This window comes from Neobacillus niacini (assembly GCF_036961885.1).
GTDB lineage: Bacteria > Bacillota > Bacilli > Bacillales > Cytobacillaceae > Neobacillus > Neobacillus niacini_H.
In genome coordinates this window covers 88,768-101,721 of record NZ_JBALNQ010000047.1, presented here as the reverse complement: position 1 = coordinate 101,721, position 12,954 = coordinate 88,768, and the positions used below count along the sequence as shown (strand labels likewise).

At 36.9% G+C, this 12,954-nt stretch carries 15 protein-coding genes; 1 reads left to right on the top strand and 14 read right to left on the bottom strand.

Annotated features, from left to right (window positions below; all coding sequences use genetic code 11):
• Positions 1-3: 3 nt before the first annotated feature.
• From V7124_RS18995 to V7124_RS18950, 10 genes are all read right to left on the bottom strand, one after another.
• A complete protein-coding gene (locus V7124_RS18995; protein WP_335492200.1) occupies positions 4-825 on the bottom strand; it encodes a heptaprenyl diphosphate synthase component 1 in 822 nt (273 codons plus the stop codon).
• Between the two features lie 165 nt (positions 826-990).
• Complete coding sequence (mtrB, locus tag V7124_RS18990; protein WP_335409196.1) at positions 991-1,227, bottom strand: trp RNA-binding attenuation protein MtrB; 237 nt, start codon at positions 1,225-1,227, stop codon at positions 991-993.
• Between the two features lie 12 nt (positions 1,228-1,239).
• Positions 1,240-1,806 carry a GTP cyclohydrolase I FolE gene (gene folE / locus V7124_RS18985; RefSeq protein ID WP_335492197.1) on the bottom strand — a complete coding sequence of 189 codons (567 nt, stop codon included), beginning with the start codon at positions 1,804-1,806 and terminating at the stop codon, positions 1,240-1,242.
• A 148-nt stretch (positions 1,807-1,954) separates the two neighbouring features.
• On the bottom strand, positions 1,955-2,227 hold the full coding sequence (locus V7124_RS18980) for an HU family DNA-binding protein (RefSeq protein WP_335409193.1): 273 nt from the start codon (positions 2,225-2,227) through the stop codon (positions 1,955-1,957).
• A 358-nt stretch (positions 2,228-2,585) separates the two neighbouring features.
• Entirely contained in the window at positions 2,586-4,064 is a 1,479-nt protein-coding gene (spoIVA, locus tag V7124_RS18975; protein WP_335409191.1) for a stage IV sporulation protein A, read from the bottom strand.
• Between the two features lie 280 nt (positions 4,065-4,344).
• Complete coding sequence (locus V7124_RS18970) at positions 4,345-4,995, bottom strand: hypothetical protein (RefSeq protein ID WP_420489489.1); 651 nt, start codon at positions 4,993-4,995, stop codon at positions 4,345-4,347.
• An 82-nt stretch (positions 4,996-5,077) separates the two neighbouring features.
• Complete coding sequence (locus tag V7124_RS18965) at positions 5,078-5,263, bottom strand: DUF2768 domain-containing protein (RefSeq protein WP_335409187.1); 186 nt, start codon at positions 5,261-5,263, stop codon at positions 5,078-5,080.
• A 538-nt stretch (positions 5,264-5,801) separates the two neighbouring features.
• The gene (locus V7124_RS18960; protein WP_335492192.1) at positions 5,802-6,857 is read right to left on the bottom strand and encodes an NAD(P)H-dependent glycerol-3-phosphate dehydrogenase; all 1,056 of its coding nucleotides are present in this window, start codon (positions 6,855-6,857) and stop codon (positions 5,802-5,804) included.
• A gap of 22 nt (positions 6,858-6,879) precedes the next feature.
• Positions 6,880-8,190, bottom strand: a complete 1,311-nt coding sequence (der, locus tag V7124_RS18955) for a ribosome biogenesis GTPase Der (protein WP_335492190.1) — start codon at positions 8,188-8,190, stop codon at positions 6,880-6,882.
• Between the two features lie 166 nt (positions 8,191-8,356).
• Positions 8,357-8,965, bottom strand: coding sequence for a YphA family membrane protein (locus tag V7124_RS18950; RefSeq protein WP_335492188.1), 609 nt, complete (start codon positions 8,963-8,965; stop codon positions 8,357-8,359).
• A 110-nt stretch (positions 8,966-9,075) separates the two neighbouring features.
• On the opposite strand from V7124_RS18950, the gene V7124_RS18945 reads away from it, so the two are divergent.
• Positions 9,076-9,219: a YpzI family protein gene (locus tag V7124_RS18945; RefSeq protein WP_335409181.1), complete on the top strand. Its 144-nt coding sequence runs from the start codon at positions 9,076-9,078 to the stop codon at positions 9,217-9,219.
• A 30-nt stretch (positions 9,220-9,249) separates the two neighbouring features.
• On the opposite strand, the gene fni is transcribed toward V7124_RS18945, so the two are convergent.
• The 4 genes from fni to cmk all read right to left on the bottom strand — a co-directional run bounded on the left by fni (position 9,250) and on the right by cmk (position 12,820).
• The gene (gene fni, locus V7124_RS18940; protein WP_335492185.1) at positions 9,250-10,308 is read right to left on the bottom strand and encodes a type 2 isopentenyl-diphosphate Delta-isomerase; all 1,059 of its coding nucleotides are present in this window, start codon (positions 10,306-10,308) and stop codon (positions 9,250-9,252) included.
• 12 nt (positions 10,309-10,320) lie between these two features.
• The gene (gene rpsA / locus V7124_RS18935; protein ID WP_335492183.1) at positions 10,321-11,460 is read right to left on the bottom strand and encodes a 30S ribosomal protein S1; all 1,140 of its coding nucleotides are present in this window, start codon (positions 11,458-11,460) and stop codon (positions 10,321-10,323) included.
• Positions 11,461-11,549: 89 nt separating this feature from the next.
• Positions 11,550-12,143, bottom strand: a complete 594-nt coding sequence (locus tag V7124_RS18930) for a lysophospholipid acyltransferase family protein (protein ID WP_335492181.1) — start codon at positions 12,141-12,143, stop codon at positions 11,550-11,552.
• Between the two features lie 2 nt (positions 12,144-12,145).
• Positions 12,146-12,820 (bottom strand): (d)CMP kinase, encoded by a 675-nt coding sequence (gene cmk, locus V7124_RS18925; RefSeq protein WP_335492179.1) that lies wholly within the window; start codon positions 12,818-12,820, stop codon positions 12,146-12,148.
• Positions 12,821-12,954: the final 134 nt, after the last annotated feature.

The window sequence follows — 12,954 nt, the reverse complement described above, 5'->3', positions numbered from 1 at the left end:
AGCTTACCCTTCTTCCACTAAAGTTTTCGCAAATGGTTGATGTTCATTAATGATCGAAGTTATTCTAGCCTCAAGCATATCATTTAAATATGGCAGCTGATCTATTCCTTTTAGTAGGAATTGGTTTGCAGAATCCAGATAACGATCACAAATCACAAGCAAATCTTTTTGCTGTTTATCTGATAGATTTTTAATTGAAAGATTTTTATTCGGAATAGTTATTTCTTTCATAAATTCGAACAAGTGGCTGCTGCCAGCTTCTAGAAATTGTTTCTTCTCTGAAAGCAAGCGCTTGAAAAAAAATAAATTAACAATAAACTCATTCCATAAATCTACTTTAAAATAATTTGAGAATCTTATAAGGAGTGAGCTTTCAATTTTCTTTATGCTTTCCATTAAATTTTCAATTCCACCAAGTTCCTTTTGATAGACAAGAACTTTATGTTCATTGATTTCTTTTATCCCTTTAGAGAGTTCTTTTATCATCATGTTATCTTCAGACTCTGCCAAGAGTTTATAATACAAGCCGCTATAATAATCACCAGCTAGGACAGTTAATTGTCTATTTATTTCATCGACAGCCGCATTCGATATATGCTCATGGGTATCAAGGGCAATTTGGATTAGCATCGTAGTTGTAGCATAATTCTCCATTTTATTGTCAGAAAATTCAAGTCTATCCATAATAGAAACGAGAATAAGCAGTCGATCTTCATCAATTACAGGGGTTTCAATATATTTTAGCAAGTAAGGATGAAAAACTTTTTGCTCAACTTGCTTCTGTATGTCTGTATACTTTTGTTGAATGTCTGGCAATTTAATCACCCTTGCTTCCCCCGAATTTATATATTTATTATGTCCCTTTTGTTTAAACAAGGCAGTGACAATTATATCATAAAAGCTTATGTATGGGCAGTAATTCACAAAATAAATACAATTTTACTGTTTGGATAATGAAAACAAATAAGTACGACTAGAACATTTTTATTATTATTTTTTCAGTTCACTTTCAATTTCGCCAAATTGGGTCAATATTTTTGCATTTCCTCTAATTTTTATTGCTGATGTATGTTCTGTAAATTGGGCAATTAATACTTCCCCTTTATCCAGCTTTTCAGAATGATGAAATTTCGTATCCGTCCCGCGCGTCAATCCAATCACACTAACGCCATCATCGATTGCTTTTATCACAACAAAATCACTACTTTGTGGTTCACGCTTTTCCATAGTATCCCCCACCTAATTCATAATTAAAGTTAGAATCTCCGCTCGAGAAGAAGGATCAATCGCAAGATTACCCCTTACTGCTGTCGTCACCGTTTTTGACCCTGGTTTCTTTACCCCGCGCATCGTCATACACATATGTTCTGCCTCGATAACTACCATTACACCATGAGGTTCTAATTTATCCATCATACTATCTGCTATGGTTGTGGTGATTCTTTCCTGTAACTGAGGTCTTTTAGCAACTGCCTCTACCGCTCTGGCCAATTTACTCAATCCGGTTACACGGCCATTTTTAGGTATATATGCCACATGTGCTGTTCCGAAGAAAGGTAGAAGATGATGCTCACACATAGAATAGAATGGAATATCTTTAACCAAAACTAATTCTTCATGGTCTTCACTGAATATAGTTTCAAAATGTGTTTTAGGATCTTCATTCAGACCGCTAAAAACTTCTTCATACATTTTAGCTACACGTTTTGGTGTATCAAGCAGACCCTCTCTATCGGGATCTTCCCCTATCGCTGTTATTATTGAACGTACCGCCTCTTCAATCTGGGTACGATTGACTTCAGTCATGCATATTCCCCCTACTATATATCAAACAAGTATATACGACTATTACATATTAGCACAACAATAGTGATGTTCAAAGTCACTTGGAGCATAGAAAAAAGGCCATGGAAATTACCATGACCCTTTTGCCGAGGCAATAAATTTATGTAATTTATTTTACTGCGTCTTTAAGTGCTTTGCCTGGTTTGAATGCAGGAACTTTGCTTGCACCAATTTCGATTTCCTCACCAGTTTGAGGATTGCGACCTTTACGAGCAGCACGTTCACGTACTTCAAAGTTACCAAAACCGATTAATTGGACTTTATCACCATTTTTTAATGCATCTAGAATTGACTCAAAAACAGCATCAACTGCTTTTGTAGCGTCTTTTTTAGAAAGTTCACTTGCTTCTGCAACTGCGTTAATTAATTCTGTCTTGTTCATGCTATTCACCTCCTCCCAATAAGTTAAGTAAAGAATCGTAAATAAGATTACTTATCTACATTTCTAAACAATTTTTCTTATTTCTATACGTCATAGCTCAGTTTTATTGGCAAAGTAAATAAAAATAACTATTTTTGATATTTTAATCTACTTTTTTAATAAAAACCTTATTATATAAAGGTTTTAAGCACAAACGTAAGTCTGTTAAAAGATTATCACAATCATTTACGCTAATCAAGAATAATTCATGAAATAATGGTAATCTTTTCTTCATTTCTACAAATTTCTACTAAATTTCACAAATTTGGATGTAGTTTTTTGTAAAATTAGAAAAAGACTCCAATTAGGAGTCTTCATCTTAAAGGATTATCGCGATTAAGCCACCTGATCCTTCGTTTATAATTCGCTCAAGTGTTTCTTTTAATTTATACCTTGCATTCTCTGGCATTAAGGATAGCTTGGCTTGAATACCCTCCCTAACGATTGAGCTTAAGGAGCGGCCAAAAATATCAGAATTCCAAATGGATAATGGATCATCCTCAAAGTCCTGCATTAAGTAACGGACTAGCTCCTCACTTTGCTTTTCTGTTCCAATAATGGGTGCAAATTCAGATTCAACATCTACCTTTATCATATGAATGGACGGAGCTACTGCTCGCAGCCTTACCCCGAACCTCGCGCCCTGACGGATAATTTCAGGTTCTTCTAGACTCATATCCGAAAGTGATGGCGAGGCAATTCCGTAACCTGTCTGCTTCACCATTCTTAATGCATCTGAAATATGATCATACTCAGCCTTTGCATGGGCAAAATCCTGCATTAGCTCAAGGAGATGGTCTTTTCCTCTAATTTCTACCCCGACAATTTCTTTAAGGATATCATCATAAAGTTCATCTGGAGCAAATAAATCAATTTCTGCCACACCTTGACCCATTTCAATACCAGCTAACCCAGCTCGTTCAATATAGTCAAAGTCGCTAAATTGTTGTACGACCCTATCAACATCTCTTAATCTCTTGATATCTTTAACTGTTTCTTTGACGGCTTCTTGATAGCTTTCACGCAGCCAGTGATTTTCTCTTAACACCATTACCCAGCTTGGTAGATTAACATTAACCTCAAGGACTGGAAATTCGTAAAGAGCTTCTCTTAGAACATTAAGTACATCACTGTCACGCATGCTTTCCACACTCATCGCAAGCACTGGTATGTCATATTTTTCTGCTAAACTAGACCTAAGCGTTTCTGTACTTGGATGATATGGCTGAGCGCTATTGACGACCATAACAAACGGTTTGCCAACTTCCTTTAGCTCATTAATGACTCTTTCTTCAGCCTCGATATAATTACTTCTTGGAATTTCACCAATGGTTCCATCCGTAGTAACGACTACCCCGATTGTAGAATGCTCTTGTATGACCTTCCTAGTTCCAATTTCAGCCGCTTCATGGAATGGTATTGGCTCCTCGTACCATGGGGTAGTAATCATTCTAGGACCATTTTCATCCTCATACCCTTTTGCGCCTGGAACAGTATAACCAACACAATCTACTAGCCTAATATTAACATTAAGACCTTCGTCAACATGAACAGTAGCAGCTTGATTAGGAACGAACTTTGGCTCGGTTGTCATGATCGTTTTTCCTGCAGCACTCTGTGGAAGCTCATCCACCGTTCTAGATCTTTCTGCCTCATTGTCTATATTCGGTAAAACCACAAGTTCCATGAATTTTTTAATAAATGTGGATTTTCCTGTTCGAACAGCACCTACTACTCCTAAATAAATATCACCGCCGGTTCTTTCGGCAATATCTTTGAAAATATCAACCTTTTCCAAGTGATCCCCTCCCGATCATAGAGTAAAGTGGGATAATATTATCCATCAAGATATGTTTGGACAATATATATTTATGACGTTGTCCTATATTGTTATGACAGTTTTTTAAAATTTTTTTACCCCCTTATTAACTATTCCTTTAAATATTCTTGTATCTGTTGTGTCTGAACAGTTGATTGAATGAAGGTTTCTGAGGTAAAGCAGTAAAAATCCTTAGACCAAAAAAACCCTACTCCTACAATATATTTCGTAGAAGAAGGGTTATGACTATTTGACATTCTTATTGCGTTAAAAAAACTGGTTCTTTGTTCTCTGGGTCAACAGTATATGGCAAAGAATAGGCAGGGACAAACATTGAATCCTCGACAAGAATATAACGGATATCCTCGCCCGATTTTATTTGCTTGTCCGTTTTTTTAAGCTCCTGAAATAAATCTTGGCGATAATCCACATACACTTCAGCATCCGTTGTCACTACTAATGGGAGATTTTGATTTGAAAATGGACTGATGGCATATGGGTCTTGCTTATATCCTAGTTCCTTAAAATCAATGGTATACACATTATCCGCTAATTTTTCTTTATATGGAGGATATCCATTGGATTTGATTCGCATCTTAATATCACGAATTACATCAGCCATTCTTAAATCTAAAAGTTTTACAGTCGGATTGGTTTCGACATCAACGAGGACATATTGGAAAATCCCACCACTTTCAAACGCATTTCCAGGTGGCTCTGCGATATATTTCGGCGCAACTTTTTTAAATTCAATCGGATATTTTTGATAGATTGGAGTCACAGCGTCTCTTGTTTTAATCGGCAGGATTCCTCCATTATCCTCCTTAAAGGTATTAACCGCTTGTTGAACTACTTGTATTTGATCAGTATACGGGATTTGATTCTCTGCTAACTTCTCTGATGGATACATACATCCTGATAAAAATAAAGAAGTTAAAACCACTAGTGTACCAATAACTTTCCAATTCACTACTATCACCTATTTTTTTATTTTATGTAAAAAGGACAATAATCAACGTGATTCCCGAAACAAATAAAAAAATGTAAGCAAGGAACGCAGATAAAAACTTCAGGACACCTTTTAACTTATAACGGCTAAGATATATTGTAAAAATAGCAAGAAACATTAAGCCCATTCCTGCAATTGAAATCCACATTTTCAGCATACCTGGTGACAAAAAGACACCCCCCTTATTCCGAAAGCTATTATACCATATGGGAGATGTTTCATAAAAAATTTTGTTTTTTACAACCTAACTGCAGTTAGAATTTATTGTTTATATACGTGTTGGTTTGTGCGGAAGGCACGAGACTCCTCGAAAATGCTATCGCATTTTCTTCGTGCGTGGGCAAACTCAAGGTTGTAATTCAATGTCCTGCAGGAGTACGGGGCAGGGGAGACCCCGCAGACGCTTTAGCGTCGAGGAGGCTCCCCGTACCGCCTGCGGAAAGCGAAGTGCCTCGTGACAGGCAAAGAACGCCTGTCTCTGCGGTGATTATTCAATGAAGCTTTCCTTAGTGGAGCGCATACCAACACACCATGCAACAATAAAAAAACTGAAGTAAAGGGGGGCGAATTCCTTACTTCAGTCTTAGTGACTAATCAACCCAAACACTTTGGTTCATACTACACGTGTGCTTCGTTTGCATAGTATGCAATCAGATGTAAAAGCGAATCATGTGAATGCCTATTTTTCAATGAAAAAAGCACAAATTTTACTCTTCGAGGTTTCTTTCTTCAAGAATGTTAACTAAATCTTCCATTTCATGAGTTTTACCACGTGCCATTAATACATCCACTGCATCTTTAGCCATTTTTCCATTGAATAAAACATCATATAGGGCACAAGTAATCGGCATGCTTACATTAAATTTTTTAGATAGTTGATAGGCTGCTTTTGTCGTCCTTACTCCTTCAACAACCATTCCCATGTTTTCTAGAACCTCTTCAAGGTTTTTCCCTTTACCAAGCAGATTTCCTGCTCTCCAGTTCCTTGAATGGACGCTTGTACAGGTTACAATCAAGTCACCTATCCCTGCTAAACCAGAAAAGGTTAATGGGTTAGCTCCCATTTTGGTTCCCAGACGTGCAATTTCAGCTAATCCTCTCGTCATTAATGCCGCTTTCGCATTATCACCATAACCAAGTCCGTCCGTTATTCCTGCAGCTAGGGCAATGATATTCTTTAGAGCTCCGCCAATTTCAACACCAATGACATCCGGGTTCGTATAGACTCGAAAATTATGATTGATGAACAAATCTTGAATTTCTTCTGCAGCACTCATATCTTCAGACGAAACAGTTACTGTTGTAGGCTGCCTTTTACTTACTTCCTCTGCGTGGCTTGGTCCTGATAGCACTACTACTGCTTTCAAAAGTTCACTTGGAGTTTCTTCCTTAATCAGTTCAGATATTCTCAACAACGAATCTGGCTCAATCCCCTTACTAACATGTGCAATCGTCAAGGGGGAACTTTGAACAGTCCTTATTTTTCCTAGGACTTCGCGAATAGCTTTTGTTGGTACCGCTAATATTACCGTCTTTATGCTGGCCATAGCATCACTTAATGAACCATAACCAACAATCAAATCAGGTAATTTAATATCTGGCAAGTATTTATGATTTGTATGGTATTCATTAATTTCTTGAACTTGTTGTTCATTATGGCTCCACAACCTGACTTCATGTCCATTGTCTGCAAGGACCATCGCAAGTGCAGTACCCCAGCTGCCAGCCCCAATTACAGCTACAGCTTCTTTATTTTCCTGCATTTAGATCACTCCCACGGTAAAATTATTTTCTTTCTCTCGCGTAAATTTTTATCGGGGTTCCGTCGAATCCAAAAGCCTCTCGGATCCGATTTTCTAAGAAGCGTTCGTATGAAAAATGTACTAATTCTGGTTCGTTTACAAATACAACAAAGGTTGGCGGTTTTACTGCTACTTGGGTAGTGTAATAAATCTTTAAACGACGACCTTTATCTGTAGGTGTTGGATTCATTGCTACTGCGTCCATAATTACATCATTTAAAACGCTAGTTTCAACCCGCATTGAATGATTATCACTAGCAGTATTAATCATTGGTAAAAGCGTATGAATCCGTTTTTTCGTTTTTGCAGATAAGAAAACAATTGGAGCATAACTTAAGAAAAGAAAATGTTCGCGAATTTTTTGTTCAAGTTCTTTCATCGTTTTTTCATCTTTTTCAACAGCATCCCACTTGTTGACAACAATAACAATGGCTCTGCCAGCCTCATGTGCATATCCGGCAATTTTTTTATCTTGTTCGATGATTCCTTCTTCAGCATTAATAACCACTAAAACGACATCTGACCGTTCTATTGCCCTTAATGCACGGAGTACACTATATTTTTCTGTGCTTTCATAGACTTTTCCTTTTTTTCGCATCCCTGCCGTATCAATGATGACATATTTATCACCATTATACGTATAGGGAGAATCCACTGCATCCCTTGTTGTTCCCGCAATATCACTTACAATTACACGTTCTTCCCCAAGTATTGCATTAACTAGTGATGATTTTCCAACATTTGGTCGACCTATTAAGGAAAATTTAATAGTATCTTCGTCATAATCCTGCCCCTTATTCTTTGGAAAGTGATTGGCAGCCTCATCTAACAGGTCACCTAAACCAAGGCCATGAGATCCAGATATTGGTATTGGTTCACCGAACCCTAAAGAATAAAAATCATAGATTTGTTCCCGCATTTCTGGATTATCGATTTTATTAACAGCTAGTACCACAGGTTTTTTAGATTTGTATAATATTTTTGCGACCTCTTCGTCTGCAGCTGTTACTCCTTCTCTGCCATTTGTTAAAAAGATAATAACATCTGCCTCATCAATCGCTATTTCTGCCTGCTGACGAATTTGCTCAAGAAATGGTTCATCCCCAATATCTATACCACCCGTATCAATTACATTAAAATCATGCGTTAACCATTCTCCTGAGCTATAAATCCGATCACGTGTTACTCCTGGAATATCTTCAACGATGGAAATTCTTTCTCCAACTATTCTGTTAAAAATAGTTGATTTTCCAACATTCGGTCGTCCTACAATGGCTATAACTGGTTTTACCATTATAATCGCCATCCTTTCTATTCTTATATTTATCAATATTTTGTTATATTTATCGTTATTGTGTACTAATGATAAAGAAACCCTTCTTTCAAACAGAAGGGTCTAACCATATTATTTTAGCAATGTTAATCCTTTCTAGCAATCCAAATACTTGGAAAGAATTATTTTAGGATGATTTTTGCTTACCCTTTTCAAAAAAGTGAAAATGATTTTGAAAAATTGCACCTGCATTTTCAAAAAAGCTCCAACTTACTAGCAGCATGATTGTTAGGGCCGAAACATCAAGATAAGCAATGGTCCCTATTGGATAAGAAAATTCGAATTTACTTAAATAATAGGCATAGAGCACCTCTCCCTGCATCGTACCACTAACTACAATCAACAATCTATCTTTTAATGTCGTTTGCAAAAATATTGCCAGGCAGCTAAAGCAAATTCCCATCATCCATTCCTTTTCAAAAAACACCCAGATGGGATCATAAATCACAAATAAGTTAAAGGTAACATATGAAATGGTTAGAATCATTGAACAAACAAAGGCATATAGCAAAGCACCCAGCTTTTTCTTACTCAAAATTATATAAGATAATAGCAGCAAAAATAGCCCACCTGCATAAAACTCAAAGCTTGTAACGATAAAATGTACATTAGAAAGTATGATTACCACTAGAATGCCCGCTGCTAATTTAGTACGATACCGATTTTTCTTTTCCATAAAAAAAGTAATATACACCCAAAATAACCAAAGAATCCAATAAAACAATGAACCCTCCATTATCATACACCTCCTACTATTTCCATTATCGGTATTCTTTATGTAGTTTCATACTTCCCTGAATAATCTTTAGTCAACAAAATCATGTTAATAATAGGAGGTGTGGAGAAATGGGAAAAGACCGTCAAGAAAAAAAGTTAAAAGCAAGTAGAAGAGTTGAATCTGATCGCGATCAAGCACTGCATTACCCTGGAGCAACAAAGCTGCAAAGCCCCGAAGAAGCAAGAAAATTAAATGATGGGAAGTATAGTTAAAAAATAAAGCTCTCGCTGGGTGCGAGAGCTTTATTTAATACTACGCTGACTATATTTTTTAGTATCGATACCCCTTTGGGTTAACCAATGATGCATTTGACCAGATATGACTAATGGAGCTCTTTGTAAATCATGAATGGATTTAGCTCCTAAGGCAGTCATAATCATTTTTAATTCTTGGTGAAGTGACGAAATCTCTTCATTTAACGAATCCATTCCTTCTTCAACTAGGATTTTTAAGAAGAAACCCGCAAAACCAATTGCATTCGCCCCTAAAGCAAGGGCTTTAGCAATATCATTACTAGAGGTAATTCCACCGGAACCAATGATTGTAACAGATTTGGAAAACTGTGAAGCTTCAGATATAGATACGGCTGTCGGAATTCCCCATTGATTAAAAAACGCTTGTGATTTTTCACTGCGCTTATTTTCTATTTCAGCAAAATTTGTGCCGCCATAACCACCAACATCCACAATAGAAACCCCTACAGATACTAGAGATTCTACTGTTTCTTTAGACATCCCAAATCCAACCTCTTTAACAATGACAGGAACGTTTACTTCTTTTACAATATCTTCTATTCTCTTTAATGAACCACAAAATTCCCGGTCTCCTTCGGGCATTGTCAATTCTTGAATAACATTTAAATGCACCTGTAAAGCATTGGCTTCAATCATTTCAATTGCCACTTTTGCTTGTTCAGGGGTTGCTTCACTTCCTAAATTAGCAATCAATACACCAGAGGGGTTCTCTTTTCTAACAATTTCATATGTATATCTTTCAGACTTATCTTTCAGCGCTGACATTTGTGACCCTACTGCCATCGCAAGCCCAGAAACACGCGCTACCTGTGCAAGCTGCTTATTAAGGGTATAGGTTTTCTCGCCTCCGCCACCTGTCATCGCATTGATAAAAATTGGCGAACTTAAAGAAAGTTCGCCAATCCTCTGGTTAAAAGTAACATCTGAAACATTAATGTTTGGTAAACTTTGATGTATAAATTGAATATCATCAAATGATGTCGTTCGGTTTTGCCCTGTTTCCAAGGCATAGCGAATATGGTCCCATTTCCGTTCAGATCTAGACACTAATTATCACCATTATTTTCCTAGATTCTTTAATTTATCGCCAATCATTTCCCCAAGCTGAAATCCTTTAGATTCTTCAGGAAGCTCGAATTCAAAGTTTTCTTCTACATCTTTTTCAAGCAGGTCTTTGATGCTTAAAGAAAGTCTCTGTTCTTGTTCATTAGCATCCAGCACTTTGACTTGAACTTCTTGCCCTTCCTTTAATATCTCATGAGGCGTCCCAATATGCTTGTGAGCAATTTGTGAGATATGAACAAGTCCTTCAACGCCAGGGAAAACCTCTACAAAAGCACCATAGGAAACTAATCTTTTAACGGTGCCAGTAAATGTACTGCCCTTTGGCGCTTTTTCAGCTACATCCGACCATGGTCCTGGCTGTGTTTCTTTAATAGATAAGGAAATCCTTTCACTATCTCGGTCCACACTTAGCACCTTTACTTTTACTGTTTGACCTTCCTGCACAACATCTGATGGTTTATCAATATGTTGATAGGATAGTTGGGAAATATGAACAAGTCCGTCGATACCACCAATATCAACAAATGCTCCAAAATCCGTAATTCTTTGTACGGTACCATCAATAACCTGTCCAGGAGTAATCGTATTTAAGAGATTTTTCTTATGTTTTCCCTTTTCTTCTTCCACCACTGCACGATGAGATAGAATTAAACGATTTTTTTCTCTGTCAAGCTCGACAATTTTAAAAGTAAGATTCTTACCTTTATAATCAGAAAAGTCTTCAACAAAATGTGCTTCAACTAAAGAGGCAGGGACAAATCCACGTACACCTAAATCAACGACAAGACCGCCTTTAACTACATCTTTAACCTCGGTTTCAAATACTTCGCCACTATTGAAAAGATTCTCTAGGTTTACCCAAGCCTTCTCGGCATCCACTTTTCTTTTTGAAAGAACCAATACGTCCTCTTCTACTTTTAATACCTCAAGATCTAACTCATCACCCTCTGCAACAACATCTGATGCTTTTTCAACATGCAGACTGGAAAGCTCACTAATTGGAATAATTCCATCATGTTTACTGTTCTGAATATTAACAATTACTTGTTTTTCTTCTACCTTAGTGACTTGTCCAATGACTTTATCTCCAATAGAGTAATTTTTAACTTCAACTTGGTTCATATCTTCCGACATTATGTATTCCTCCTTAATCTAGCTACTAAAACGATTGAATATTCTAATAAAATCTCTAATTATTAACTTCTTACAAATAGCTTATTTTGTCAAGCAGAAACCTTTTGGTGTTCTTTTATAAGTTTATGGATTTCTGACATAATTAATTCGGTTACTTCTTCAGCAGAAGCTTTCTTACTTCTCATTTCTTCCATCGAGATTGGTCTCCCATAAACAACTCTTAACTTCCCAAAGCTTTTGTATGGTCCAATAATGGCGCAAGGGATTACCTTGGCATCTGTTCTTAGAGCAAAAAAACCCGCTCCCGATAACCCTTTTCCGATTTCACCTGTTTTACTTCTAGTTCCTTCAGGAAAAAGCCCAAAAACATTTCCGTCTTTTAATACCTTTAATCCAGCTCTTAATGATTCCCTGTCCCCCTTCCCTCTTTTTACTGGGAAGGCGTTGCACTTTCTAACGATATTACCCAATACAGGAACTTTAAATATTTCTTCCTTCGCCATAAAATGGACAGGTCTAGGAGCTGTAGTACCAACAACTAAAGGATCAAAATTATGAATATGATTTGTGCATAGGAGTACTCCTCCATCTTTAGGGAAATGTTCTAATCCAATAACTTCAATTCTATACACCGGTTTGAGAACGCCGGCTACAACCGATCTTGCAAACGAATAAAACGTCACACTTATCCAACCCTTTCATGCACGAGATCCATTATTTTTTCTACTACTTCAGGGATAGCCAAGGATGTTGTGTCAATTTCAATTGCATCGTCTGCTTTTTTTAACGGTGCATACGCTCGTTCAGAGTCTATTTTATCACGACGGGCAATTTCTACCATTAATTGTTCTAGGTTGGAAGGGTATCCTTTTTGCAGGTTTTCCGTATGGCGTCTAACTGCTCTTTCCTCAACACTAGCTAGTAAGAAAACCTTTACCTCTGCATTTGGAAGCACATGGGTCCCAATATCCCTACCATCCATCACTACCCCACCATTTACCGCAAAAGATTGCTGCATCCTTACCATTTCTTCACGGACTTTTTGGTGCTTAGCAACGATCGATACCGAATTTGTCACATCAGCTGATCGAATGGCATCTGTTACTTCTTGATGATCAAGAAATACCAATTGACCTTTTGCTGAAGGAAAAAGTTCTAATTTTGTTGTTAGCAGAGTTTCTAATAAAAAGTTCTCATCTTCTAGGTTAAGGTTATTAACTTGAGCTTTATAGGTTAAAGCACGATACATTGCCCCGGTATCGATATATATGTATGATAACTTTTCTGCCACCACTTTTGCTACAGTACTCTTGCCGGCTGCAGCAGGACCGTCAATAGCAATTGATATTTTTTTTTCCATAAATCCTCCTATAGTTAATTCATGATAGTCTCTAACATCCATATTTATATTTTACCATATATACTTTCCCCATAAGAAAAAAAAAGCAGAAACTCTGCTTTTTAAAAATAATAAATATAAGTTTTTGAACTTAG